The organism is Acinetobacter sp. MYb191, from assembly GCF_037572605.1.
GTDB lineage: Bacteria > Pseudomonadota > Gammaproteobacteria > Pseudomonadales > Moraxellaceae > Acinetobacter > Acinetobacter johnsonii.
Map to the genome: position 1 here is coordinate 94,359 of NZ_JBBGZP010000021.1, position 25,601 is coordinate 119,959.

General features: G+C 40.9%; 21 protein-coding genes and 2 pseudogenes. 13 read left to right on the forward strand and 10 right to left on the reverse strand.

All coding sequences use genetic code 11. The features are described 5' to 3' along the window. Window positions 1-92: 92 nt before the first annotated feature. The 5 genes from iscU to fdx all read left to right on the forward strand — a co-directional run bounded on the left by iscU (window position 93) and on the right by fdx (window position 3,723). The gene (gene iscU, locus WH214_RS14110; protein ID WP_004697007.1) at window positions 93-479 is read left to right on the forward strand and encodes a Fe-S cluster assembly scaffold IscU; all 387 of its coding nucleotides are present in this window, start codon (window positions 93-95) and stop codon (window positions 477-479) included. Between the two features lie 36 nt (window positions 480-515). Continuing rightward, window positions 516-836: an iron-sulfur cluster assembly protein IscA gene (iscA, locus tag WH214_RS14115; protein WP_004697006.1), complete on the forward strand. Its 321-nt coding sequence runs from the start codon at window positions 516-518 to the stop codon at window positions 834-836. Between the two features lie 119 nt (window positions 837-955). Beyond that, window positions 956-1,471 carry a Fe-S protein assembly co-chaperone HscB gene (gene hscB, locus WH214_RS14120; RefSeq protein WP_004697004.1) on the forward strand — a complete coding sequence of 172 codons (516 nt, stop codon included), beginning with the start codon at window positions 956-958 and terminating at the stop codon, window positions 1,469-1,471. 37 nt (window positions 1,472-1,508) lie between these two features. Beyond that, the gene (gene hscA, locus WH214_RS14125; protein ID WP_339422707.1) at window positions 1,509-3,368 is read left to right on the forward strand and encodes a Fe-S protein assembly chaperone HscA; all 1,860 of its coding nucleotides are present in this window, start codon (window positions 1,509-1,511) and stop codon (window positions 3,366-3,368) included. A gap of 16 nt (window positions 3,369-3,384) precedes the next feature. Continuing rightward, entirely contained in the window at window positions 3,385-3,723 is a 339-nt protein-coding gene (gene fdx, locus WH214_RS14130) for an ISC system 2Fe-2S type ferredoxin (protein ID WP_004697000.1), read from the forward strand. A gap of 81 nt (window positions 3,724-3,804) precedes the next feature. On the opposite strand, the gene WH214_RS14135 is transcribed toward fdx, so the two are convergent. The 5 genes and pseudogenes from WH214_RS14135 to aspA all read right to left on the reverse strand — a co-directional run. After that, window positions 3,805-5,268 carry an adenylate/guanylate cyclase domain-containing protein gene (locus tag WH214_RS14135; RefSeq protein ID WP_339422706.1) on the reverse strand — a complete coding sequence of 488 codons (1,464 nt, stop codon included), beginning with the start codon at window positions 5,266-5,268 and terminating at the stop codon, window positions 3,805-3,807. Window positions 5,269-5,326: 58 nt separating this feature from the next. Next, entirely contained in the window at window positions 5,327-5,761 is a 435-nt protein-coding gene (locus WH214_RS14140; RefSeq protein WP_004696995.1) for an HIT domain-containing protein, read from the reverse strand. Window positions 5,762-5,992: 231 nt separating this feature from the next. Then, window positions 5,993-9,451, reverse strand: coding sequence for a transcription-repair coupling factor (mfd, locus tag WH214_RS14145; RefSeq protein WP_339422992.1), 3,459 nt, complete (start codon window positions 9,449-9,451; stop codon window positions 5,993-5,995). Window positions 9,452-9,591: 140 nt separating this feature from the next. Beyond that, window positions 9,592-9,957, reverse strand: a complete 366-nt coding sequence (locus WH214_RS14150; protein WP_339422705.1) for a hypothetical protein — start codon at window positions 9,955-9,957, stop codon at window positions 9,592-9,594. Window positions 9,958-10,169: 212 nt separating this feature from the next. After that, a pseudogene (gene aspA, locus WH214_RS17000) lies at window positions 10,170-10,357 on the reverse strand (aspartate ammonia-lyase); the annotation flags it as partial. A 725-nt stretch (window positions 10,358-11,082) separates the two neighbouring features. Between aspA and putP the strand changes: the two are divergent. Beyond that, the gene (gene putP / locus WH214_RS14155; protein ID WP_339993626.1) at window positions 11,083-12,606 is read left to right on the forward strand and encodes a sodium/proline symporter PutP; all 1,524 of its coding nucleotides are present in this window, start codon (window positions 11,083-11,085) and stop codon (window positions 12,604-12,606) included. A 64-nt stretch (window positions 12,607-12,670) separates the two neighbouring features. Here the strand turns inward: putP and WH214_RS14160 are convergent, their stop codons facing one another. Then, window positions 12,671-13,165: an Lrp/AsnC ligand binding domain-containing protein gene (locus WH214_RS14160; protein WP_004696989.1), complete on the reverse strand. Its 495-nt coding sequence runs from the start codon at window positions 13,163-13,165 to the stop codon at window positions 12,671-12,673. Between the two features lie 117 nt (window positions 13,166-13,282). On the opposite strand from WH214_RS14160, the gene putA reads away from it, so the two are divergent. From putA to WH214_RS14185, 5 genes are all read left to right on the forward strand, one after another. Further along, window positions 13,283-17,038, forward strand: a complete 3,756-nt coding sequence (gene putA, locus WH214_RS14165) for a trifunctional transcriptional regulator/proline dehydrogenase/L-glutamate gamma-semialdehyde dehydrogenase (protein ID WP_339422703.1) — start codon at window positions 13,283-13,285, stop codon at window positions 17,036-17,038. 264 nt (window positions 17,039-17,302) lie between these two features. Further along, window positions 17,303-18,385 carry a tRNA (uridine(54)-C5)-methyltransferase TrmA gene (trmA, locus tag WH214_RS14170; RefSeq protein WP_339993628.1) on the forward strand — a complete coding sequence of 361 codons (1,083 nt, stop codon included), beginning with the start codon at window positions 17,303-17,305 and terminating at the stop codon, window positions 18,383-18,385. A gap of 242 nt (window positions 18,386-18,627) precedes the next feature. Further along, window positions 18,628-18,852 (forward strand): hypothetical protein, encoded by a 225-nt coding sequence (locus WH214_RS14175; RefSeq protein WP_004984703.1) that lies wholly within the window; start codon window positions 18,628-18,630, stop codon window positions 18,850-18,852. A 208-nt stretch (window positions 18,853-19,060) separates the two neighbouring features. Then, window positions 19,061-19,309 carry a hypothetical protein gene (locus WH214_RS14180; protein ID WP_078426558.1) on the forward strand — a complete coding sequence of 83 codons (249 nt, stop codon included), beginning with the start codon at window positions 19,061-19,063 and terminating at the stop codon, window positions 19,307-19,309. Window positions 19,310-19,510: 201 nt separating this feature from the next. Continuing rightward, entirely contained in the window at window positions 19,511-20,050 is a 540-nt protein-coding gene (locus tag WH214_RS14185; protein WP_159127504.1) for a lecithin retinol acyltransferase family protein, read from the forward strand. On the opposite strand, the pseudogene WH214_RS14190 reads toward WH214_RS14185, so the two are convergent. The 3 genes and pseudogenes from WH214_RS14190 to WH214_RS14200 form a co-directional block, all read right to left on the reverse strand. Then, window positions 20,044-20,505 (reverse strand): annotated as a pseudogene (locus WH214_RS14190) (SRPBCC domain-containing protein). The gene WH214_RS14185 and the pseudogene WH214_RS14190 overlap by 7 nt on opposite strands. A gap of 119 nt (window positions 20,506-20,624) precedes the next feature. Continuing rightward, a complete protein-coding gene (locus WH214_RS14195) occupies window positions 20,625-21,536 on the reverse strand; it encodes a bestrophin family protein (protein ID WP_339993631.1) in 912 nt (303 codons plus the stop codon). Between the two features lie 79 nt (window positions 21,537-21,615). After that, complete coding sequence (locus WH214_RS14200; protein ID WP_339422701.1) at window positions 21,616-23,334, reverse strand: glutamine--tRNA ligase/YqeY domain fusion protein; 1,719 nt, start codon at window positions 23,332-23,334, stop codon at window positions 21,616-21,618. Between the two features lie 235 nt (window positions 23,335-23,569). Here WH214_RS14200 and WH214_RS14205 point away from each other — a divergent pair, with 235 nt between their 5' ends. Beyond that, entirely contained in the window at window positions 23,570-24,079 is a 510-nt protein-coding gene (locus WH214_RS14205; RefSeq protein ID WP_004696971.1) for a peptidylprolyl isomerase, read from the forward strand. A gap of 118 nt (window positions 24,080-24,197) precedes the next feature. Then, a complete protein-coding gene (locus tag WH214_RS14210) occupies window positions 24,198-24,917 on the forward strand; it encodes a UDP-2,3-diacylglucosamine diphosphatase (protein WP_339993634.1) in 720 nt (239 codons plus the stop codon). A gap of 61 nt (window positions 24,918-24,978) precedes the next feature. Here the strand turns inward: WH214_RS14210 and WH214_RS14215 are convergent, their stop codons facing one another. After that, window positions 24,979-25,206, reverse strand: a complete 228-nt coding sequence (locus tag WH214_RS14215; protein ID WP_004696967.1) for a hypothetical protein — start codon at window positions 25,204-25,206, stop codon at window positions 24,979-24,981. Between the last annotated feature and the right edge of the window lie 395 nt (window positions 25,207-25,601).

Genomic DNA, 25,601 nt, shown 5'->3' on the forward strand with positions numbered 1-25,601 from the left:
AAGTCATCCACATATTGGATGACTTCATTGAAAAATCAAGTTTTAACCCCATATTTAATATTAACGCTGACCCCGAGGTTTGGAGACGCATCATGGCTTATAGCGAAAAAGTAATTGACCATTACGAAAACCCTCGTAATGTAGGTGTATTAGACAAAAATGCTGAAAACGTAGGTACAGGTATGGTCGGAGCACCTGCATGTGGCGACGTTATGCGTTTACAGATTCAAGTAGATGATAACGGTGTGATTGAAGAAGCACGTTTCAAAACTTATGGTTGTGGTTCTGCTATTGCATCAAGCTCTTTAGTGACTGAATGGCTAAAAGGCAAAACTTTAGATCAGGCTCAAGCGATCAAAAACATTGATATCGCAACTGAACTTGCTCTTCCTCCAGTAAAAGTACACTGCTCTGTATTGGCTGAAGATGCTATTAAAGCTGCTGTTGAAGACTACCGCAGCAAAAAATCTAAAGCTTAATTGCTTCGCATTTTAAAGAAAGATTAGGGAGTTTTCATGATCAACTTAACTGAAAATGCTGCAACTCATATCAGCAATTATTTAAAAAATCGCGGTAAGGGTGAAGGTATTCGCGTTGGCGTGAAAACTTCAGGCTGTTCTGGTTTGGCTTATGTGCTTGAATTTGTCGATTCAATTGATGCACATGACACCACCTTTGAGCAGTTTGGGGTGAAAGTATTTGTAGACCCAAAAAGCTTGGTTTATCTCGATGGTATGGAGATGGACTACGTAAAAAATGGTTTAAACGAAGGCTTTGAGTTTAACAACCCAAACAAAAAAGGCGAATGTGGCTGTGGTGAATCTTTCACCGTATAACAGTTCATTAACTTGCTTTTCAACATTAAAACAGTGTGTATCACACTGTTTTAATTGCATTTACATAGAGTGTTTTTGCTTTCGCAATGACCCCCAATTTAGCGCGGAATCCCTCTCCTATGAATCATTTTGAGTTGTTTAACCTCCCAGTAGCACTCGATATTGATTTAGCAACCTTAAAATCAGAATTTTTAAAGTTGCAGCAACAATATCACCCAGATAAAGCTCTCGATAAAGATCAAGCCCTCATAAAATCAAGTGAGATCAATCAAGCATTTAAAGTTTTATCTCAGGTTGATAGCCGTGCAGGATATTTATTAGGATTAAAAAAACAAGATTATCATCTTGATCAATCCATCAATGATTTTGAATTTCTCCAGTCTGCCTTAGAAATCCGTGAACAACTTGATGAAGCACGTTCAGCAGATGAATTACAATCACTCAAATTAGACGTTCAACAATGGATTGATGGTTTAGTCCGCGAATTCAAAATTGATTTTGAAGAGGAAGATTGGGCCGAGGCACGTGATGATGTCCGCAAACTTCGCTTCTTTGTAAAAGTCATGCATGACATAGATAAAGCGGAAGATCGTTTTGAAGATGACGATAGCTTTGATTTAGATGATGAATTTTAACTTATTTTTAATTTTTGACGCTCAAAGGATGTAACACATGGCTCTCTTGCAAATTGCAGAACCTGGACAATCAAGTGCGCCACATGAACACCGTATTGCCATTGGTATCGACTTAGGTACAACTCACTCTCTAGTTGCAACTATACTTTCAGGCAAAGCAAAGGTTTTGCATGATGAACAAGGTCGTGTCTTACTCCCATCGATCGCGCATTATGGTGTAAACAAAACCCAATATGGCGACGAAGCAAAACCATTTTTGACTGCCGATCCTAAAAACACCATCGTTTCAGTCAAACGTTTTATGGGACGCTCTAAAGCCGACATTAAGTTTCAACACCCCTACACTTTAGTGGGTGAAGACAATCAAATGCCTGCTTTTGAAACTGCTCAGGGCCGTAAAACCCCTGTTGAAGTGTCCGCTGAAATTTTAAAGCAACTGAAAGATCGCGCTGAAGCGAGCTTAAAAAATGAAGTCAATGGTGCAGTGATTACTGTTCCTGCATACTTCGATGAGGCTCAGCGTCAAGCAACACGTGATGCCGCACAACTTGCGGGTTTAAACGTATTGCGTCTTTTAAATGAGCCTACTGCTGCTGCGGTTGCGTATGGTCTCGACCAAGAAACCAATCTTGCACATGATCACAATTATGTAATTTATGACTTGGGTGGCGGTACATTTGACGTTTCAATTTTACGCTTTTCTCAAGGCGTGTTTGAAGTGTTAGCAACGGGTGGCCATACCGCATTAGGTGGTGATGATCTTGACCGCTTAATCGTAAAATGGGCGAAAAAAGAACTCAACATCGAGCAGTTCGACGACACTGAGTATGCACACGTTTTAGTTGCTGCACGTAAAACCAAAGAAGCTTTAACCGACGCAGAAAGCACTCATTTACAAGTCCTAGAGCATAGCTTAACGCTTGATCGTGCGACATTTGAAAGCATTATCAAAGTTGCTTTAGATAAAACGATTAGTGTGTGTAAACGCGTCCTCCGCGATGCGAAGCTTGAACTCAGCGACATTCAAAACGTGGTTTTGGTCGGTGGTTCAACTCGCTCTTATGCTGTACAAAACGCTGTACGCGATGTATTTGCTCAAGAGCCATTGTGTACCATCAACCCAGACGAAGTTGTTGCTATTGGTGCATCAATTACAGCCAATCAGTTGATTGGAAACACAGCCGATGGCGCATTACTGCTTGATGTAACTCCGCTTTCTCTCGGTCTAGAAACCATGGGCGGCTTGGTTGAGCGTCTTATTTCACGTAATACCCCAATTCCAGTCGCACGTCGTCAAGAGTTCACCACCTACCAAGATGGCCAAACAGCGATGTTGATTCATGTGGTTCAAGGTGAGCGTGATTTGGTTGAGCATTGCCGTAGCTTAGGTCGTTTTGTCCTTCGCGGTATTCCACCAATGACTGCGGGTCAAGCGCGTATTGAAGTGACCTTCCAAGTGGATGCCGATGGCCTACTGACGGTTTCAGCTAAAGAAACAACCTCTGGTGTACATGCACAAATTGACATCAAACCATCATATGGTTTGGCTGATAGTGACATGGAACGCTTACTGCTTGATGGTTACAAGTTTGCTGAAGAAGATAAAAATCTTCGTCACTTACAAGAAACCAAAGTTGAAGCAAAACGCGAACTCGAAGCTTTAGAGCAAGCCCTAAAAGTAGATGCTCACCTGCTCACGAATGAACAACAAGTTGCATTAAATGCGGCCAAAACTTCATTAGAAGCAACACTTGAAACAACAGAAATCAAAGCAATTGAATCTGCTGTTGAACAGCTTAAAATACACAGTGATGCTTTTGCAGCAGCACGTATGAATCAGCATATCGATGCAGCGCTGAAAGGCACAAAACTCGACGACTGGTCAAACTCAAACTAATTTATAGGTAAAGACTATGCCACGTATTAAAGTTCTCCCACATGCGCAAATCTGCCCAGAAGGTGCTGAGTTTGAAGTTGAACAGAATGCGAATCTTTGTGAAAGCTTACTGAAAAATGGAATCAAGATTGAACATGCGTGCGATATGTCCGCTGCATGTACAACCTGTCACGTTGTGGTACGTAAAGGCTTCGACAGCTTAGAAGAAATGAATGATGTTGAAGCCGATCTACTGGATCGTGCTTGGGGCTTAGAGCCCGACTCTCGTTTGTCTTGCCAAGTAAAGTTAGTGGATGAAGACTTAGAAGTTGAAATTCCTAAATACACGATTAACCACGCGTCTGAAAATCACTAATTTCAAAGTGTAAAAAAGCCACTGATTGTAGTGGCTTTTTTACGACTCTTACTTTTTACTTTTGTATCTCACACCATCAAGTTAATGATATTCATTTTTCTGAACAGACTCTATTACTTCATCTTCAAGATTGAGTTTGACGATACCTTGCGAGTTGGTCATCTTCTGTTGGGTTTGAATGCGTTGAATCATTTTTTCTAAGACTTGAATTAACTGCGGATATTCAAAATTCTGTACTTCATCTAAGTTCAGCAGTAAATGAAACCCTTTATATTCATAATCAAACCAGCGTTGATAGTCTGATTTTTGCGAGGTATATTTTTCAACGACTTGCCACGTCTTCACAGCACCTTTAATCCCCTTAAGGAAAATTGGCGCTTTCGGCGCACAAAGATAATCATTTTTTACTAAATTATGCGTATCGTCCGAAATTAAGATTTCATCCACTTGTGCTGCACTTTGTAAACGTGCAGCAAGGTTTGCATCACGACCAACAATGGTATACGCCATACGGTGCGATGCTCCATAATTCCCTACGTGACAATACCCTGTAGAAATTCCCATACGAATATGCAATGGTGGATAACCCATTTTCACCCAACGCTCGCGCAGGATTTTCATTTGCTGACGCATCGCCATAGCCATTTCTAAACAGTTTTGAGCATCACGCTCTACACCTTCAGAATTAGGGTCACCAAAGAACACTAAAATTGCATCCCCCATGAATTTATCAACAGTACCTTCATATTGCTTCGCAATTTCGGTCATGTGTTTTAAATAATCATTGAGTAGGAATGCTAAATCATCAGGAATTAGGCTTTCAGAAAGCTCTGTAAAACCCTGAATATCTGAAAAGAAAACTGTCAGTTTCTTACGTTTGTATTCAATTTTCGCTTCAGACTCACCTTTCATGATCGATTGCCACAACTGAACAGGTGCATAGCGACTCAGCTGATTGGCAAACTCCATATAACGGTTCATCTGATCGAAATAGTGATTTTTGCGGCGATATATGTCTTGCATTTGGTTACGCTGATAATAGCTACCCACACCAAAATAAGTGGTGAGACACAAAAAGCCCAATACGATCAGTTCGGTACTGGTGGCCTCGAAATACTCACCAAAACCAAAGACAAAGATAATCGAGACATAAAAGACAACCACCCCAATCAGGCTGGCCAAAGACACCATCAAAAAAGAAATTTTATTGCTAATAGCCGTGTAAAGCATAGCAAAAATGGTTAAAAATGTGAGTACGATACTGAGATGTACAGCGGCTAAAATGATCGCTGTAATGACAATATCAATAACAAACATCACACCACGTCGCATCGTATTATTGAAGCGATAACCTAACCACCTGGAAAATGGCGGTGTGATCAATAACACAATGAGCAACAGCAGCGGCACGTAAATCTGATATTGCGTATCTGCCATCGTATAATGATAGACGATGGTTATTAAAGACAGCATGCCATATCCCATCACACGATGGAAATACTCGAATTGTTTGGGCTCTTTAGATAACCAATCGTCTAATGGCACTGCTCGTTCCCCACTATGCGCACGATCAAATCATCCCTGATTTGATTTCTCACGTGTATTAGTCCATACGCCAATCGAATGGCATATCACCTTGACCACGTAGTGCAAGCATTAAAGTTTGACGCATATGCGCAAGTACTTCATTGCTATAAGGAACAGCGGGTGTACCCCAAACTGGTTTTGGCCATGCGACGTCGTTTTGATAACGTACAACATGGTGAAAATGGAGCTGCGGAACCATGTTACCTAAAGCAGCAACATTCATTTTGTCAGCACGGAATACACGAGCCAATTGGCTTGATAACCAGCTTGACTCACGTAAAAACTGTTCTTGGTCGGCTTGACTTAGTTCATATAACTCAGTGATGCCTGGCACGCGTGGAATTAAAATTAGCCACGGGAATTGCATATCATTCATTAAGCGACATGTTGAAAGTGGAAAGTCGCCTACAAAAAACGTATCTTGAGCAAGTTGTGGATGCAAACTAAACATATCTTTATAAATGATGCAAATTAGAATAATGGCTAATACTATCACATCCAATCAGAGGTGAATATTGCAAGCAATGTGTTTCAACACAAATAAACTACGTTTTACTTTGAACTACATCACATTTATTACTTTAATAAATTTCATCAAAAAATCAAGTCTTTCTTTTTATAGCGAAAGTCCGCAAGAAAGACCTGATATCTGTATGAAATCACAGCAAATTAAAGCTAAATTTTAATGCAATTCTTTCAACAAACTTTCCAATAAGTCATTGATAAATTGAATCCGCTTTTCATATTCCTCTAGCATCACCATGACCTTTAGGCGCTGCCCCCCCTCCATTCTAAAAAAGGTCGGGTGTTTTTGCATCATTTGGATAATACTGATAGCCTGCACAGGTGTATCTGGAGAGAATTCAATAGCTCCACCATTCGCAGCAATATCTACTTTCGTGATCCCCAGTGTTTCAGCTTTCAGGCGAATTTGATGAACTGCAAAGAGCTGTTTCACAGGCTGTGGAGGTATACCAAAACGATCAATGAGCTCCATGCGAATATTATCGAGTTTTTCCTGACTGTCCGTATTACTAATGCGCTTATAGAACAATAAACGCTGATGGACATCGCCCAAATATTCATCTGGAATCAAAGCTGGCATATGTAAATTAATTTCTGCAGTCAGTGATAGTGGCGCATCGAAATTTGGGGTTTTGCCCTTTTGAATGGCTTTGGTCGCCTTTTCAAGCATCTCCATATATAAACTATAGCCAATGGCTTGCATGGATCCACTTTGTTGCTCGCCGAGTAACTCACCCGCTCCGCGAATTTCCAAGTCTTCCGTAGCCAACATAAAGCCCGCGCCTAATGTCGATGCCCGCTGAATCGCATCTAGACGCTTTTCAGCATCGCCTTTTAATCCTTTGATGGATGGCACCAACAGATAGGCATAAGCTTGGTGATGCGAGCGCCCTACACGCCCACGTAGTTGATGCAACTGCGCTAAACCCAGCTTATCTGCCCGCTCAATTAAAATGGTATTGGCATTCGGAACGTCAATCCCTGTTTCAATAATGGTTGAGCAGACCAGCACGTTATATTCTTTATGGTAGAACTGCTGCATGACTTGTTCTAACTCGCGTTCACGCATTTGACCATGTGCAACAGCCACACGTGCCTCAGGGACCAGTTCTCGAAGACTCTCCGCTGCACGTTCAATCGTTTCTACTTCATTATGTAGGAAATAAACTTGTCCACCACGCAGTAACTCACGCAAGATGGCTTCTTTAACTGAATCACCCGTATGTTCTTGCACAAAAGTTTTTACCGCTAAACGTCGTGCAGGTGGTGTGGCAATAATCGATAGATCGCGCATGCCACTAAAGGCCATATTTAAAGTCCGTGGAATTGGAGTTGCAGTCAGAGTCAACATGTCCACATCTGCACGCATGGCTTTAATCCGCTCTTTATCACGTACACCGAAGCGGTGTTCTTCATCCACAATCATCAAGCCTAAGTCTTTAAACTGGACACTTTCTTGTAAAATTTTATGCGTACCAATCACGATGTCAACTTTGCCCTCAGCTAAATCCTCAATCGTTTTCGTATGTGATTTACTGCTGCCAAAACGTGATAAAACTTCGATACGAATAGGCCAGTCTGCAAAACGGTCTTTAAAAGACTCATAATGCTGTTGGGCCAGCAACGTCGTCGGCACCAAAACAGCCACTTGTTTGTTGTTCTGTACGGCTAAAAATGCTGCGCGCATCGCAACTTCGGTTTTACCAAAGCCCACATCGCCACAGACCAAGCGATCCATCGGTTTAGCCAATTGCATATCATACAAAGTCGCTTCAATGGCATTGGCTTGATCGAGTGTTTCCTCATAGGCAAAGCCACTAGCAAACTGCATATATTGACCTTGATCTAGCTCAAAACCAAAACCTGGTTTGGCTTGGCGACGGGCTTGGATATGCAATAACTCCGCTGCTACATCATGGATTTGCTCCAACGCTTTACGCTTTGCTTTGCTCCAAGCATCAGTACCCAGTTTATGCAAGGGTGCTAGGTCTGGGTCGCCGCCGCTATAACGGCTGATCAAATGTAAATTGGTGACAGGAACATAAACTTTGGCCGCATCGGCATAATCGAGCTGCAAGAACTCATAGTCTTGATCATCAATACTTAAAGTGACTAAGCCCGCATAACGCCCCACACCATAGTCGATATGCACCACCGGCGCTCCCATACTCAGTTCAGTCAAGCTTCTGATGAGAAACTCTTCCGAAACCTCTTGCTGGCGTTTACGACGACGCTGTACAACACGATGCTCATACAACTGATTTTCAGAAATGATGCTAATGCTGTCTTTTAATACCAAGCCACGCTCCAATGGCGCGCTGGTAATTGCAATGGCATGTAAAGATTTTTGAAATTCAGCAAAATTCTCGACATTAGGAATCTCTCCCAATGTGGCGCGCAATGCATCTTTTAAAGTTTCACGACGCCCCGCACTTTCAGCAACCAGTAATACTGGATGGTTAGCAGCATCAATATACTGTTTAACCGCGTGAAAGGGCTTTTCATTTTTAGGATCGACTGCTAAACGTGGTGGAAGTTCAGTGTTTAAATTAATCACACCCGCTTTTAGATCAAAAGCCTCGACTGAAGCGATAATGCGTGGAAAGGTATTGAGCTGTTCTAAAACTTGATTGGTCGAAATAAAAAGATGGTTAGGAGCTAAAATTGGCTGATCAACATTATGGCGACGGTCTTCATAACGTCGATCGATTTCTTTCCAAAAACTATCTAAACCATCATCAACTTGCTTATCTGTAATGACAATAGAATGACTTGGTAGATACGAAAGCAGTGTACTTTGGGTTTCCATCTGCGCCGCACTGAAAAATAGTGGGAAATAGAACTCAATCCCTGGTGATGCAATCCCTTCTAACACATCCTGATAAATTGGATTTTTCTTTGGATTTGCCGTCGGGAACATTTCTGCATAGCGATCACGAAATATGCTGCGACCCTCTTTCAGCGGAAACTCTTTAGCCGGTAATACAGAGAATTGTTTTAAGTTTTGCGTAGTGCGCTGTGTTTCAGGATCAAAAAATTTGAGGGTTTCAATTTCATCATCAAACAAATCTATACGAATTGGTGCGGCTTGACCTGAGGCATAGATATCCATAATGCTACCACGAACCGCAAATTCACCATGGTCATATACTGTGTCGACCAAATGATAGCCTGCCTGAATCAGACGTTTCTTTTGCTGTTCCAATTCAAACTTTTGACCGACGTGAATATCAAAGTGCTCTCCCAACACCCACGAAGTCGGCGCTACACGCTGCGCCAAGGTCGAAGCCGAAATCAGCAAGACACCTGTTTGCGGCATATTGGATAAAATCGCGAGACGCTCAGACACAATATCCTGATGAGGAGATAAACGGTCATAAGGCAGAATTTCCCAGTCTGGAAAAATGGTCGGTCGAATACCGTAAAATTCAAACTCACTTTCGAGTTGTGCTAAGTGTTGATTATTTTTTGCCACAACTACAAAGAGCTTTTTATTTCGTGTACTTAACGTATGAATGAATAATGCAGCTGAAGAGCCGAGCAAATTTCCCAGCCAACGTTTTTCGCCTGCTTTTAGTTGTTGCACATTCAGTTGGGAGATTTCTTCTTGGAACATGGACATGGCTTTAGCGTTTAAAAACATGCGTCATATACTAGCATGATGTCCTCACGCTGCATGTTATTTTTCACGACAAGAACTACTTCAAGTTAGCGCTAAGTCCTTTTTACAACTCAAATTTATGGTTTTTAAAAGACTTATTTTTTGTCGCGTATAAACTGGTAATAATAGTCATTGAGCAGCTTAATCATTCGCTTTAACTCGGTTAAGTTTTCTAGATCATTGCCTAAACGTGCAACAAATCGCTCATTGGCAATTTCCAAGTCGATTTTTTCATTGATTAACATCGCACTATAAAAAAGTGCATTAAGGTCATCAAACTGACTAATTCTACGATTTGAAAAATAGGTTAAGCGTTCAGCATGTATGGCATTTAGCACAATACCTTCAATGATAAAGCCTTTTTCATTATCATATTCAATCTGATGCTGCTGCAAAAAAAGTTGTTCTGGCGCATCTTTCTTTAATTTAAATAATTGGCTTAATTTACTCAGCATAGACATCTAATCATGGTTCTTCACTCAGGCTTATTGTAGTTCTAACTGCTACCTTTTGTTAGCGTGTATCGGCGAAAAAGTATAAAAGCAGCGCATTGACTACTTTTATACCTCTATATAGTTATAAATGTCCTAGCTAAATTATGCTAAAGGTACAACCGTAGGTGTCACCTCAGCAGCCAAGTTTCAAATGAGAAAATGTGACCTAAGGGTTATTAAGTCAACAACCCTTTCTCCAATACCACTTGCTGAATTGTTTTGTTTTTCCGCAATACACTGTTTACCCATTTCACCACATTTCACGACCTAAAATTCGATCAAACAAAGTCACAATGCCAACACTACGCATGACTATATCCAAGCATAACTGTTGATTGGCTTGAATACATTTGGTGTTTAAGGCTGTAATACCCTTAATTAATTGCTAAACATAGCGCCGTTGGATAGACACCATTTCCTTGATATTTATATTCATTGAGGTGCCCGCTCTATCTTGATAGACATCTATAGGGAAAAGCGTATATCTAACTTTCAGGAGCTTGGCTCAATTGATCACATACCACCGCAATGGTCTGCACAATTTCAAGAGAGATTTTTGCCAAATGTGCAGTTAATTTATGCCGACTCTTTTTTCACTTGCGCCAAAGCACGCAGAAAATGCCATTGATTTCCTACTTTCTAATTAGAAATTTAAAAGTTTTCCAATGCTCTCAAAGCAAGAATGCTCTAACCGAATTAGGTTAATGGTGAAATATTCGTCTTTTTCACCTATTTTATTGCTGTAAATACATTTCATAAATGAAACATTTTATATGGAAATGTGCCTATTCTGCAGGCAATGTAATTTTGCGTAAGTAATAAAACATCAAAAATTATAACTAGTCTGCTGATTTTACGAAATAAAAGCTTAGAATCTCATTTACTCTATAAAGAAAGAATAATAATTAACCAATAAACAACATATTTTCAACAACTTATTGTTTAATTTTAAAAAACAATTAATAATTACACAAAATATACAAAAACACCTCACAACTGTTACAGAGTGTAATTTTATTTTTATGCTTGAATCGCCGTCTCAAACAAAGCGATTAAAAAATCTCCCAAGTCGGATTTTGCCAAGGAATGCCTATGAGTCAAATTAACCCCACCCTCGTCACATTTTTATTTTATATAATTGCCATGGTTGGCATCGGTTTGTATGCGTACAAGTCCACAAACAACTTTGATGATTACATCTTAGGTGGTCGTAGTTTAGGAAGTGTGGTTACTGCGCTTTCTGCAGGTGCATCAGACATGAGTGGCTGGTTACTGATGGGCTTACCGGGTGCAATTTATTTGTCTGGTTTGTCTGAAGCGTGGATTGCCGTAGGTCTAATCGTTGGTGCATGGCTCAACTGGTTATTGGTTGCAGGACGTTTACGTGTGCATACTGAAGTCCAAAACAATGCCCTCACCCTGCCTGATTATTTCACAGGTCGTTTCGCAGATCGCAAACGTATCTTGCGTATGATCTCAGCTGTCGTTATTTTAGTATTTTTCGCGATTTACTGTGCTTCAGGTATGGTCGCAGGCGCGCGTCTATTTGAAAGTATCTTTGGTTGGAACTACACCACTGCACTTTGGATTAGCGCAATTGCAACCATCAGTTATGTGTGTATCGGCGGCTTCCTTGCAATTAGCTGGACAGACACCTTCCAAGCAGGTCTAATGATTTTTGCTCTGCTGCTTACCCCAATCATGACTTACCTTGCGATTGATGGTAATGCTGCACAGTTCACAGTCTTACTTGAAACGGCTCGCCCACAAGCGATGCATATTGTTTCTGAACTCAGCACTGTTGCCATCCTGTCATCATTGGCATGGGGCTTAGGCTATTTTGGTCAGCCACACATTTTAGTGCGCTTCATGGCTGCGGATTCTGTGAAAACGATTCCTGCTGCGCGTCGCATTGGTATGACATGGATGGTTTTATGTCTAGGTGGTGCAGTAGGTGCTGGTTTTATTGCCATCGCGTACTTCCAACAACACCCTGAACTAGCGGCTGTGGTTTCTCAAAACCCTGAAACTGTGTTCATGGAACTGACTAAACTCTTATTCAACCCATGGATTGCGGGTATCATTTTAGCTGCAATTTTAGCTGCGGTGATGAGTACATTAAGCTGTCAGTTACTGGTTTGTTCTACAACATTGACAGAAGACATGTACAAAGCATTCATCCGCAAAACCGCTTCTCAAAAAGAATTGGTCTGGGTGGGTCGTTTCATGGTTCTTGCAGTTGCTGTTCTTGCAATTTGCTTAGCAAGCAACCCTGACAGTAAAGTTCTAGGCCTTGTAGCTTATGCATGGGCAGGTTTTGGTGCGGCATTTGGTCCACTGATTATCTTGTCTTTGTTCTGGAAGCGCATGACTTTGAATGGTGCTATTGCAGGTATTATTGTTGGTGCGGTAACTGTGATTGTATGGAAAAATACATTAGGACACTTAGGTCTATATGAAATTATTCCAGGCTTCATCTTCTCTTGGATCAGCATTGTAGTTGTAAGCTTAATGGGTAAAGCCCCTGAAGCAGAAGTGGTACAACGCTTTGAACAAGCAGACAACATGTACAAACAAGCAATGGCTGAAATGAAAGAAGAATCTACACAACGTTAATTGAACGTGTAGACCAACAAAAAAAGGGGCTTTTAAGCCCCTTTTTTGCATCTCATGCACTCAATTATTTCGACAATGGTTTGTACTTAAGTTGAATACGTGAGCTTTCTTTGATGACTTCCATCACGGGATAACTACGCGTTTCTTTAACGCCCGGCAGTTGCCACAAGACTTGACCTGAGATTTTTCGGAACTCATCCATACTGGCACAACGAATCTTCACCACAAAATCAAAGCCCCCACTGGTCATATGACATTCCACAATTTCATCATGCTGTAACACGGCATGGCGAAAATCTTCCAAGACATGTGGCGTGGTTTTATCCAAAAGTATCTCAACAAAAACTACAAAACTGGCATTCAGCATGTTTGGATTTAAGCGTGCTTCATAACTCAGAATAAAACCTTCCTTGGTTAATTTCTGTACTCGAGCCAAAGCAGCCGTCGCTGATAAGTTCACTTCTTCGGCAAGTTTAATATTCGATATTTTTCCATCTCTTTGAAGAATATCCAATATTTTGATATCTGTTCGGTCCAAGCTAAAAATTGGGCTCGTCATCTGAATTAATCTCTAAATAGCATACAAATTATAGTGAGTTATTCGGCATTCTTTCTGTAATCATAAATTAATTACTATAGATCTCTCAACACATTATTGTATGCACAGGATGTAGGCATGAATATGATGGAAAGCAATACGCATTTCAACGACGCTAAAACTCAATTTGAATATATTACCGAATTCAAAGAAAAAAGTGAGCTTGAAGTTGAAATCAATACCGCTTGGCGACGTGCCGAAACTGACTGTGTTCAAAACTTATTAGACCACAGCAAAATCTCTGACGAGATGAATCAACGCATTCATGAACTTGCTTTTGATTTGGCTCATACTTTACGTGAACGTAAAAGCGGCAGCGGTAAAGCAGGTATTGTACAGGGTCTCTTACAAGAATTTGCACTGTCTTCTCAAGAAGGCATCGCGCTGATGTGTTTAGCTGAAGCATTGCTTCGTATTCCAGACATGGCGACACGTGACCTATTGATTAAAGACAAAATCAACCAAGGCAACTGGAAAGAGCACGTTGGTCAAAGTAACCTGATGTTTGTCAATGCGGCAGCATGGGGCCTCATGTTGACTGGCAAGCTGATGGAAACACCAAAGCAAAATAGCTTATCCGGCACTTTAACAGGCTTATTGGCACGTAGTGGGCGTGGCATCATCCGTAAAGCGGTTGATGTGGCTATGCGTATGATGGGCGAACAGTTTGTGACTGGCGAAACCATTGGTGAAGCATTACAACACGCTGAACGTCTTGAAGAAAAAGGCTTCCGTTATTCATACGACATGTTGGGTGAAGCAGCACTGACCGATCATGATGCTGATCGTTATATGAAAGATTATACCGATGCCATTCATGCCATTGGTCAAGCGTCAAAAGACAAAGATGTTTACGACGGTCCAGGTATTTCAATTAAATTATCTGCTCTACACCCTCGCTACCAACGTGCACAAGTTGCACGTATGCATGAAGAGTTGTACGGCAAAGTCTTTACCCTTGCTAAATTAGCACGCGGCTATAACATCGGTTTAAATATCGATGCAGAAGAATCTGAGCGTTTAGAAATTTCTTTAGAAATGCTTGAACGCCTATGCTTTGAACCAGAACTCAAAGACTGGAAAGGCATTGGTTTCGTTATCCAAGCGTATCAAAAACGTTGTTTCTACGTGGTTGACTACATCGTAGACTTGGCTAAACGTAGCGAAAAACGCTTAATGATTCGTTTAGTGAAAGGCGCGTACTGGGACAGCGAAATCAAGAAAGCACAAATCGAAGGGATGACCGACTACCCTGTATTTACCCGTAAAGTACATACAGACTTGTCGTATATCGCTTGTGCGAAGAAATTATTGGCTGCACCAGAACAAATCTACCCACAGTTTGCAACGCACAATGCGCAAACCCTGGCGACCATTTATGAAATGGCCAACCCAGAGAAATACTACGTGGGTCAGTACGAGTTCCAATGCTTACACGGCATGGGCGAGCCACTGTATGAACAAGTGGTAGGTGAAAAGCAAGATAAAAAACTGGGTGTACCGTGCCGTATTTATGCGCCAGTGGGCAACCATGAAACACTATTGGCTTATCTTGTACGTCGTTTACTTGAAAATGGTGCAAACACCTCTTTTGTCAACCGTATTGCAGACAAGTCTCTCGCAATTGATGATTTGATTGAAAACCCAACTCAAACCATTTTAAGCAGTGCAAAACGTGAAAATATCGTGGGTCAAAAGCACCTTTCGATTCCACTTCCTGCTGAGCTTTATGGCCAACTGCGTGCAAACTCTAAAGGTTTAGACCTTGCAAATGACTCTGCATTAGTTCAGCTAAACCAAACAGCTCAACAGTTTGCTAAGCACCAATGGTCTGCTGCACCAATGGGTGAGCACATTCAGACCAATGACGCCGTTGCTCCACAAAGCATTATCAACCCAGCACGTCATACAGATGTTGTCGGTTATGTACAAGAAGCAACAACTGAACAAGTTGAGCAAGCATTAAACAATGCGCAGGCTGTTCAAGACATTTGGGCACGTACGGCTAAAGACACCCGTGCAAGTTACCTACTTCGCGCTGCTGACTTAATGGAAGCTCGCTTAGAAGAACTGATGGTTTTACTTTGCCGTGAAAGTGGTAAAACATATGCCAATGCCATTGCAGAAGTTCGTGAAGCTGTAGATTTCTTACGCTACTACGCAACGCAAATGATTGATCTAGATGCAAACGCAGAAGTTGAGCCTTTAGGTACTATGCTGTGTATTAGCCCATGGAACTTCCCATTGGCCATCTTCACAGGTCAAGTCGCTGCTGCATTGGTTGCGGGTAATACCGTGATTGCTAAACCAGCTGAACAAACACCATTGATTGCAGCGCAAGCAATTCAAATCTTATGGCAAGCGGGTGTGCCTCAAGCGGCTGTACAGCTGATGCCAGGTCGCGGTGAAACTGTGGGTGCACAACTCAGTGCAGCTGAGCAAGTTCAAGGCATCATGTTCACAGGTTCTACTGAAGTTGCTAAGATTTTGCAAAAAACTGTGGCGAAGCGTCTAAGCAAAAATGGTGAAAGCATTCCACTGATTGCTGAAACAGGCGGTCAAAATGCCATGATCGTTGACTCTTCGGCACTGACTGAACAAGTTGTACTTGATGTAGTCAGTTCAGCTTATGACAGCGCAGGTCAACGTTGTTCTGCCCTTCGCGTACTGTGTGTACAAGAAGACAACGCCGATGCAGTGATTCAAATGCTTAAAGGCGCAATGCAGCAACTCCAAGTGGGCAACCCATATCTACTTAAAACAGATATTGGTCCTGTAATTGATGCTGAAGCGCAAGAAAACATTCAAAAGCACATCGACAAGATGCGCCAAAAAGGTCATCGCGTACACCAGTTGATGCGTAATGATGCTCAAGACTCTGAACTAGATGCAGGCACGTTCATTACACCAACACTAATTGAGTTACCAAATCTCAATGATTTAGAGCGCGAAGTGTTTGGTCCTGTGCTGCACGTGATTCGCTTTAACCAAGGTTCACTCAAACAGTTACTTGAGCACATCAATAGCAAAGGCTATGGCCTGACGATGGGTCTACATACCCGTATTGATGAGACCATTCAAACTGTAATGACCCATGCTGAAGTAGGTAACCTCTACATCAACCGTAACATCGTGGGTGCAGTTGTCGGTGTACAACCTTTTGGTGGCGAAGGTTTATCAGGTACAGGCCCTAAAGCGGGTGGTCCAATTTATCTATATCGCCTAATGCAAAACTGTTCTGCGAAAAAGTTGAATAAACCATTTGCAACAGGTGCTGACTTAAACCCTCAAGTCGAGTTCAGCAACTCTGCATTGTTCCTTGAGTGGGCAGCTAAAACCTTCCCAGCAGTAAAATTGGCAAAAATTGAGAACTTCTGTTCAGGCCATCATTACGAGCTGCAAGGTCCAACAGGTGAAAGTAACCAATACATGGTAATTCCGCGTCATGCAATCTTGTCATTAGCAGAACAAGAAGCGGATCAGTTACAACAGTTGAATGCGATTTTTGCAGTCGGTAGCCGTCCAGCAGTGCTTGCAGATAACAGCTTTGTGTTAAAACACATGCCAAGCATGCCTAAAGCATTGGCTCAAGCGTTCCATGTCATCAAAGACATCAAAACTGATGCTTTTGATGCGGTATTGCATCATGGTACAACGGCGCAGCTTGTAGCTCTGCAACAACAGATTGCTGAGCGTCAAGGTGCGATTGTAGGTATTACTCACCTTAGCCCATCACAAACTGCCATTCCTTTGGAACGTTTTGTGATTGAGCGCGCGATCAGTGTTAACACTGCAGCTGCAGGTGGTAATGCAAGTCTCATGACTTTGAATTAAGCCCAATTTAAACCTGTAGTCCTCATCGCTGCAGGTTTATTACTATGTTTCCTCTATTGCCAAGTCAACATCTCCTGGTCTGTTTACTTGGCATTTTTTATGTGACTCGCTTTGACTTAATCTTCTCAAAAATTTCCGATGTAGCACAGCATCAAACCACTTGTAGCATGAATAAACCCCACGCTTTTGCTGAATATCTTTAGGCTAATTCGGCAAACTTTGTTACCATCTCTTTTTTCAATATGTTTGCGATTTTTACTGCATATGACTTCTTCTTATCAACAACAACTTGACGCCAAAATTGAACGAATTACAGCTCAATTTGCTGAATTCACTCCACCTTCGCTTGAAGTTTTTCAATCTCCTGAAAAACACTTTCGCATGCGTGCAGAATTCCGTATTTGGCATACCGAAGATGATATGTTTTATGCCATGTTTGAACGCGATGAAGACAATCAGAAAAAAGTCATTCGTATTGATGACTTCCCAATCGCTGATGCCAGTATTAATCAGCTCATGCCTGTTTTATTGGCAGAATTAAAAAGCAATGATCTCCTCTCAAAACGCCTATTTGAAGTGCATTTCTTAGCAACCTTAAAAGGTGAAATGCTAGTTTCGCTGATTTATCGCTGCCCACTCGATGAACAATGGCAGGTTTTAGCCAAACAACTTTCAGAAAAATTAAATATAAAGTTGATTGGCCGTAGCCGTTGTCAAAAAGTGGTACTCACCGATGAGTTTGTAGTGGAAGAACTACAAGTTTTTGAGCGTAAGTATCAGTACAAACAAATTGAAAGCAGCTTTACGCAGCCTAATGCGCAAGTCTGCCAAAAAATGCTCGAATGGGCCTGCAATGCTGCACAGCAATCAAATAAAGATTTGTTAGAACTTTACTGTGGCAATGGTAACTTCACCCTACCGCTTTCCACCCGCTTCAACCGTGTTTTAGCCACTGAACTGGCTAAGTCTTCAGTGTATGCAGCACAGTGGAACATCGAACAAAACCACATCGATAATATTCAAGTCGCGCGTTTATCAGCAGAAGACTTCACACAAGCCTATAACGGCGAACGCGAATTCCGTCGCTTACAAGAAGCAAATATCGATATGAGCAGCTATGAGTTCGATACGGTGTTTGTTGACCCACCGCGTGCAGGTATTGATGATGAAACCTTGAAATTGATTCAGCGTTTTGAACGGATCATCTATATTTCGTGTAATCCTGACACCTTGCATGACAACTTAAAAACACTCAGCCAAACCCATAAAATTTCACAGTTTGCTCTGTTTGACCAATTCCCCTATACCCACCATGTTGAATCTGGGGTTTTGCTGGAAAAAATTTAAACAATTTGTTGCAACTTAAACCGCATAAAAAAGAAGCTCGAATGAGCTTCTTTTTTAATTTTCATGAAAAAAGATAAGCTTATATAAAATGCAAGTATTTCAACTGTCATAATAACGTTAATACCTTGCGCTATAATCGGAATTTTTCGACATCGATCGCTGCTTTTATCTCTCACGCTGACTTGCATTATTTTACAGATTGGTTATATTTCACCCTATGTTAGGTTGTAAATGAAGTCTATATGAGTTTTTGGCAAAAGCTGTTTTCAAATGAACAGCAAAACGAGCATAAAAATCAAATTGCTTGTGTTGAAAATGACTGCTCTTGTAAAACCAATGAACAGCTCATCGAAAAGCTTAAAACAGCGACCGATGAAGACGTGATTGTTGGGATTAAAAAAGTATTAGCTTCTCGTGGCTATGGCCGTAAGGAGTTAAATGAACTTCAGCATCGACCTCTACAGTAGTAGAGTCACTGAATATTCATCAAAAAGGCACTTAGATCAATCTAAGTGCCTTTTTTAATGGCTGCACATCACTCTGCCTATAAAAAACCAAGGTATATAAAGCACAGCACACTTTGTACGTTTAAATATTATACAAAGTCTAATTTTTTTGTTACCTTACAGGCTCAATATAAAAATCAATAATGTTTGAAAATTAAAGGTTTAAGCAATGAAAAAATTACTTATGGTCAGCACATGTATTACCCTTTTATCTTTAACAGCATGTAGTAAAATGCCAAAAGCCTGTGTGGAGTCTTGGGAAAAAATGGAAAAACTTGCCGAGCAGATGGGTTTACCTGAAGAACAACTCAAAGAACAAAAAAAGAAATTTGAAGAAGACGTTAAAGCGATGAACACTGAAGAAGCAACACGCATGTGTAGTACCCAAAACTCACTTTTAGGTCTAGTCGACCAATAAACATCGCCTTATCTTTAAAAGGGATGCTTGCATCCTCTTTTAATGCGATCACAAAAACTAGATACTCCTTTCCAATCGGTCTCTTTTATTTCTATCATCGTAAACTCAAATAACCGAAACCCACTAAACAGTCGCTAATTCCTAGCAGAAGCTTTAAAATACAGATAAAAGACAACTGTAATGAATTAGCACGTATTAGGCATGCAACAACAAAAAGTCCACTACCCCTTGGGGGCTCATCTCATAGTCAAACATTTTGGCTATACGCATCACGGCATATATGCTGGGCGTGGACGTGTAATCCATTATTCAGGTTTTGCGCATCTTTTTAAAAAGCACCCGATTGAAATCACTTCTATCGAAAACTTTAGCCACGGACGTAAAATTATAGTCAATCAGTACCAAGACCCCAAATATAAAGGCCGTAAAGTGGTTCGCCGTATGCGCTCACGCATGCATGAAAACAACTACCATCTTATTATCAATAACTGTGAACACTTGTGCACGTGGGCCATTACAGGCGTTGAAAGTAGCCCACAAGTCATCAAAATGATGAACCGACTCACTACCATTGGCTATGTTAGCTCTATGATGAGTTTCATGAACAGCCTAATGTTAACGCTGACCACCACCTGTTTTGCCTTGGTGCTTTATATCAAAAAGAAATTACGTGATAAGGCCAAACAGCAGCTTGGGAACTATTTTGAGTTTAAAGAGGAACGCTCTAAAAAAGATCACTGATGTGAACGTAATTGAAAAGGCGGAAATTTATCTTCAACCAAGTTAAGCTGAATATCGTATTCAAGCCATGCCTTGGCACCATCTAGCACTGTAGTAAAGCCACCTGTTGCATCCATCACATAATGAATCAGCTCATTACCCTGTAATTCAATGTCATAGTTTCGAATGATCACGTAGGTATTCATACTGTCGATTTTTTCAAATACAAAATCAACTTTTGTTTTAGGCGTACCCCATTCGATGCAGATCAACTCATTTTAAACGACTTGTAAGACATGAATCGAGTGGGTAATTTGGTATTTATCCCATGTCCAATCAACCATTGCACTTTTTTCTAAATAGCCTGAAGACTGACTAAACCAAAACTTGGTGGTTATGAGTGGATCAACAAAAGCGTTAAACACAATATTGACAGAACGCCGAATCAACATCTGAGTTTCGATCACGGTAGTCATTGTTATATCCCTATCACTTTTAAACTTAGTGATAGCACATCTCAACAAACCAATCATATCGAAAATTTGTTATGGCTCAGGCAATCTGCTGATTTTCTGTTATGGATTTGTTCACTGCTTTAACTTAAATTGGCTCTATGCGCGCACACTGGTTCTGGCAAAGTTTCATTTAAAGAACTCAGCATTTCACGCTCTATGCCCCGTACAATAGCATCTAAAGGCAAGTCATTTTCCTGAAGCCCGAAGGGTTCTTCTAATTCTGCACTCAATGCATCTAAACCCAATAAGAGATAGGCAATTAAGGCCACGATCACAGGCGACCAAAAACCAAGACTGTAACTTAAACTAAAAGGTAAAATGAGACAGAAAGAGTACACGGCACGGTGTAACAAAACCGAATAAGAAAATGGCAGAGGTGTAGATGAAATACGGTCACAACCAGCGTGAATATCGCCCATTGCCACCGTATGCTTGGTCAACATACTGTAAATAATATCGCTAATCTCACCACGCTTATACAACGCTGCCAGATCTTTTTGCGTAAGCTCTAATAGATATTGCGGTGGATTAATATGCGTAGCCAATACTTCCCACTGCTCTACTGTCAGTTGTACTTTGGCTTGATAGTGGTCATAGGTATGACTTTGCTGCCGTAAACGATCTCGAAGCAAATGGCTAAATAACATGACGCGATACATCAAAACTGTACGCTCTGCATCATTTAAGACATAACTATCACGAATCATATGCCGTGCATTCGCAATCATTGCGCCCCATAGCTTACGCCCTTCCCACCAGCGGTCATAACACGCTGTATTTCGAAAGCTTAAGAAAATCGAAAGAATCACACCAAATACAGTAAAACCAATGACAGGCACTGCAGGAGCTGTCACGTAATGTTGAGTCGCTAGATAAACCAACAGTGTTGAAATTAAAACACCGACCATCAGTGCCGGAAACACTTTCGGTAAAATAGTGCCGCGCCAAGCAAAGAGTAATGCAAAGCTATTGGTTTTATCTCGAACGATCACAGTGTATTCCTATTGGTTTCGCTACGAAAAGGCTCAACCGAAGTTGAGCCTTAATATATCCACATCAAGCAAACAGCGCTTATTTAGGCTTAAAGCTGTCTTTTAAGTCTAAAATACGGTTAAACACAGGTTTCTCTGCTGTATGGTCATATTGATCTGCAACAAAATAACCTTCACGCTCAAATTGGAAACGGTCTTCAGGCTGTGCTTGCGCCAATGCAGGCTCAATCACCGCGTGTACAATTTTCAATGAATCAGGGTTCAAGTTCGCTAAGAAGTCATCACCAACTTCAGGGTCTGACTCTGTAAACAGGCGATCATAAATACGCACTTCAGCAGGAATGCCTTTGCTTGCAGACACCCAGTGAATTACCCCTTTAACTTTACGACCTTCTGGATTTTTGCCCAAAGTTTCAGGGTCGATTGAACACTTTAACTCAACCACTTCACCGTTTTCATCTTTAATCACTTCATCACACTTAATAACATAAGCATGACGCAAACGTACTTCACCACCCGGAATTAAACGCTTGAAGCCTTTTGGTGGTTCTTCTTCAAAGTCTTTACGGTCAATGTAAATTTCAGATGTTAACGGAATCACACGCTCACCCATGTCTACATTTGGATGACGTGAATGGGTTAAATCCATATCGTTAGGCAAGTTTGTGAGCGTCACTTTAAGTGGGTTCAACACCGCCATACCACGCGCCGCAATATTTTCTAAAGACTGACGAATGCAGTATTCAAGCATTGCAACATCAACAATACCATCTGACTTCGACACACCAACACGCTTACAGAAGTCACGTAGACCTTCTGGGGTAAAACCACGACGACGCATACCTACAACTGTTGGCATACGTGGGTCATCCCATCCATTGACATAACCACCTTCAACCAATTTACGTAATTTACGCTTAGAGGTAATGGTGTAGTCAATATTTAAACGGCTAGACTCATACTGACGCGGCACTGCTTCCGAGTGAACTTTCTCAACCACCCAGTCATAAAACGGACGGTGGTCTTGGAATTCCAAAGTACATAATGAATGAGTAATGCCTTCAATTGCATCTGATAATGGATGCGCATAGTCGTACATTGGGTACATTTTCCATTTATCACCTGTTTGGTGATGCTCTGAATGGAGTACACGATACAAAATAGGATCACGCATATGCACATTTGGAGATGCCATATCAATCTTGGCACGCAGAACAGCTTCACCTTCTGCAAACTCGCCATTGTTCATTTTTTCAAAACGTGCAAGGTTTTCTTCAACTGAAGTATCGCGGTAAGGCGAGTTTTTACCTGGCTCAATAAAGTTACCACGGTTCAAACGAATTTCTTCAGGTGACTGCAAATCAACATAAGCATCACCCTGTTTAATCAGTTGAATCGCCCATGCATGGAGTTGATCGAAATAGCTTGATGCATAGCGCGGTTCGCCATTCCACTCAAATCCTAACCATTTAACGTCGTTGGCGATCCCATCTACATATTCTTGTTCTTCTGCATCTGGGTTAGTGTCATCAAAACGTAGGTTACAAAAACCATCAAACTCGTTGGCAATACCAAAGTTTAAGCAAATCGCTTTCACGTGGCCAATATGTAAATAACCATTCGGCTCTGGCGGGAAACGCGTGACTACTTTTTGCGTACGACCTTCAGCCAAATCATCGGTAATCACTTGGCGAACAAAGTCTAAGCCTGGCTGTTGTTCTTGCTGCGCTGCGACAGAGGCATTGTTACTTGGTGTCGGGTTATTTGGCAGTGTTGAAACAACATCATTCGGCTTCATAGTTTAAAAATCACTTTGATGAAAAAAATTAAGGAAAAATAGGGTCCTGCTATACGAGCATAATTCTAACTGATCTATCAGTCGATTTATGAATATTTTACAGCCCCTTAAACGATATTTGATCTATTTTACAAAGAAAATAACGTTTTTACTTGCCTTGTAGTTTACAGTTTGCTTATGCTTCTCACAACCAAAAAACCCATGGCTTTGATGTCCATGATTAGGAGATTACACAATGAGTTTTCCTCAAGTCGAATTAAACACCAATAAAGGTCGTATTGTTCTTGAACTTAACAACGAAAAAGCACCAATCACTGTTGCTAACTTCTTAGAATACGTACGTGACGGTTTCTATGACGGCGTAATTTTCCACCGCGTGATCGATGGTTTCATGATCCAAGGTGGTGGTATGGATGAAAACTTCAAAGAAAAAGCAACACGTGATGCAATTGAAAACGAAGCTGATAACGGCTTAACCAATGACCTTGGTACAATTGCAATGGCGCGTACACAAGCACCTCACTCTGCATCTGCTCAGTTCTTTATTAACGTGGGTAATAACTCTTTCCTTAACCACTCTGGCAAAAATGCACAAGGTTGGGGTTATGCAGTTTTCGGTAAAGTAACTGAAGGCCTAGACGTAGTAAACGAAATTAAAGGTGTTCGTACTGGTAACCGTGGCTACCACGCTGACGTTCCACTAGAAAACGTTGTGATTGAATCTGCTAAGATCATTTCTGAGTAATTTTTAAATCCTCCCCAGCCCTCCTTTTACAAAGGAGGGAGCTAGACTCTCATTCGAATATGAGATTACCCTCCCTTTTTAAAGGGAGGCCGGGAGGGATTTCTAAAAGGAAACTTCCGTGACCTATTTGTTTATCGCTGATTTACACTTGTCACCCGATCACCCTCGACTCGTTCGGGGGTTTTTATATTTATTAGATGCTTATAAAAACAAGAATACTCAGCTGTATATTTTAGGCGACTGGTTCAATGCATGGGTTGGCGACGACTACACAGCCCCTTGGCTAGATGAAATCATTCGCGCCTTAAAACAATTTTCAAATGCAGGCAATCACATCTATTTCTTAACAGGTAACCGTGATTTTGCCCTAGGACAACAGTTCCTCGACCAATTTAATGGTCAACTGTTAGCCGAAGTATGCACGCTCGAACTTTCAGATCATATCATTCGTATTGAACACGGAGATCTACTCTGCACGGATGATGTATCCTATCAGCGTTTTCGCAAAATTATTCGAAATCCACTTCTACTGAAGTTTTTAAAAAGTACGCCGCTTGGCTTTAGACAAAAACTGGCCAATGGATTCCGTAAAAAAAGCCGTCAAGCGCAACAGTTTAAAAGCTATGAAGTCATGGATGTGAATCAAGATGCTGTTCAAGCAGCACTAAAACATGTCGATTTACTGATTCACGGACACACGCATCGTGCCAATATTCATGATATTAATGGGAAAAAGAGAATTGTACTCGGTGACTGGAAAGAAGATTCCGCTCAGATTTTAGAAATCAATGCGAATGATCATCTACAAAATTTGGTATTAAAAAAATGGCAGTATTAATGCCATTTTTTTACGATACCAATCAATATTATACATAATGCTAACTCAAGTACTTACCGCCTTAATTCAACTCATTTAGACGGTACAATTGATTAACACCGGTATAAAAGCTCAAACCATCTAAGTTCATTGGAAGAGTTTCGCCAGATTCAAGTTGAATCATATGCCCCACTTCAACCCAGATTAAACCGTGATTTGTATTCTGTTGACGTTTAAGTGGCACCAATTTTACATTGATTTCACTACCATTTACGGCTGTAGCAACACGCCATGTATTTAAAGTTGTCAAAATTTTAACTCACTAAGTGAGCTTTTTGTGATGGAACAAAGAGATTAATAAAACGGGTTTTGAATAATAATTCTGTAGTTACAATGATGATATTCAAGTCATATGCCTGAACTCAGATAGATCACAATCAGCTATATCATAGAAAAGTAGGAACAATACCTACTCGTAGTCTTCATTATACTAGGTTGTCAAGATTTAAGCAAAAGTAGCCCATTTTTTAATAGAATGACTTTTTTATTATTTTATCTGTTTGAAATAAAAAACTTTTCATATAAATACTTTATTCACAGGCGCTTAAATGCGTGTTCAGCCAGCACACATATTCAACTAAAATCTAAGTCTGTTCGAGTTGTAGCGTGATCACAAGTCTCCTTTCATCGGTTAGAATGAGACAT

What these genes read in the sequence shown, in the direction of transcription:
- iscU (WP_004697007.1), top strand. Translation starts at nt 93, where the DNA reads ATGGCTTATAGCGAAAAAGTAATTGACCATTACGAAAACCCTCGTAAT.
- iscA (WP_004697006.1), top strand. Translation starts at nt 516, where the DNA reads ATGATCAACTTAACTGAAAATGCTGCAACTCATATCAGCAATTATTTA.
- hscB (WP_004697004.1), top strand. Translation starts at nt 956, where the DNA reads ATGAATCATTTTGAGTTGTTTAACCTCCCAGTAGCACTCGATATTGAT.
- hscA (WP_339422707.1), top strand. Translation starts at nt 1,509, where the DNA reads ATGGCTCTCTTGCAAATTGCAGAACCTGGACAATCAAGTGCGCCACAT.
- fdx (WP_004697000.1), top strand. Translation starts at nt 3,385, where the DNA reads ATGCCACGTATTAAAGTTCTCCCACATGCGCAAATCTGCCCAGAAGGT.
- WH214_RS14140 (WP_004696995.1), bottom strand. Translation starts at nt 5,761, where the DNA reads ATGTTTAGTTTGCATCCACAACTTGCTCAAGATACGTTTTTTGTAGGC.
- mfd (WP_339422992.1), bottom strand. Translation starts at nt 9,451, where the DNA reads ATGTTCCAAGAAGAAATCTCCCAACTGAATGTGCAACAACTAAAAGCA.
- WH214_RS14150 (WP_339422705.1), bottom strand. Translation starts at nt 9,957, where the DNA reads ATGTCTATGCTGAGTAAATTAAGCCAATTATTTAAATTAAAGAAAGAT.
- putP (WP_339993626.1), top strand. Translation starts at nt 11,083, where the DNA reads ATGAGTCAAATTAACCCCACCCTCGTCACATTTTTATTTTATATAATT.
- WH214_RS14160 (WP_004696989.1), bottom strand. Translation starts at nt 13,165, where the DNA reads ATGACGAGCCCAATTTTTAGCTTGGACCGAACAGATATCAAAATATTG.
- putA (WP_339422703.1), top strand. Translation starts at nt 13,283, where the DNA reads ATGAATATGATGGAAAGCAATACGCATTTCAACGACGCTAAAACTCAA.
- trmA (WP_339993628.1), top strand. Translation starts at nt 17,303, where the DNA reads ATGACTTCTTCTTATCAACAACAACTTGACGCCAAAATTGAACGAATT.
- WH214_RS14175 (WP_004984703.1), top strand. Translation starts at nt 18,628, where the DNA reads ATGAGTTTTTGGCAAAAGCTGTTTTCAAATGAACAGCAAAACGAGCAT.
- WH214_RS14180 (WP_078426558.1), top strand. Translation starts at nt 19,061, where the DNA reads ATGAAAAAATTACTTATGGTCAGCACATGTATTACCCTTTTATCTTTA.
- WH214_RS14185 (WP_159127504.1), top strand. Translation starts at nt 19,511, where the DNA reads ATGCAACAACAAAAAGTCCACTACCCCTTGGGGGCTCATCTCATAGTC.
- WH214_RS14200 (WP_339422701.1), bottom strand. Translation starts at nt 23,334, where the DNA reads ATGAAGCCGAATGATGTTGTTTCAACACTGCCAAATAACCCGACACCA.
- WH214_RS14205 (WP_004696971.1), top strand. Translation starts at nt 23,570, where the DNA reads ATGAGTTTTCCTCAAGTCGAATTAAACACCAATAAAGGTCGTATTGTT.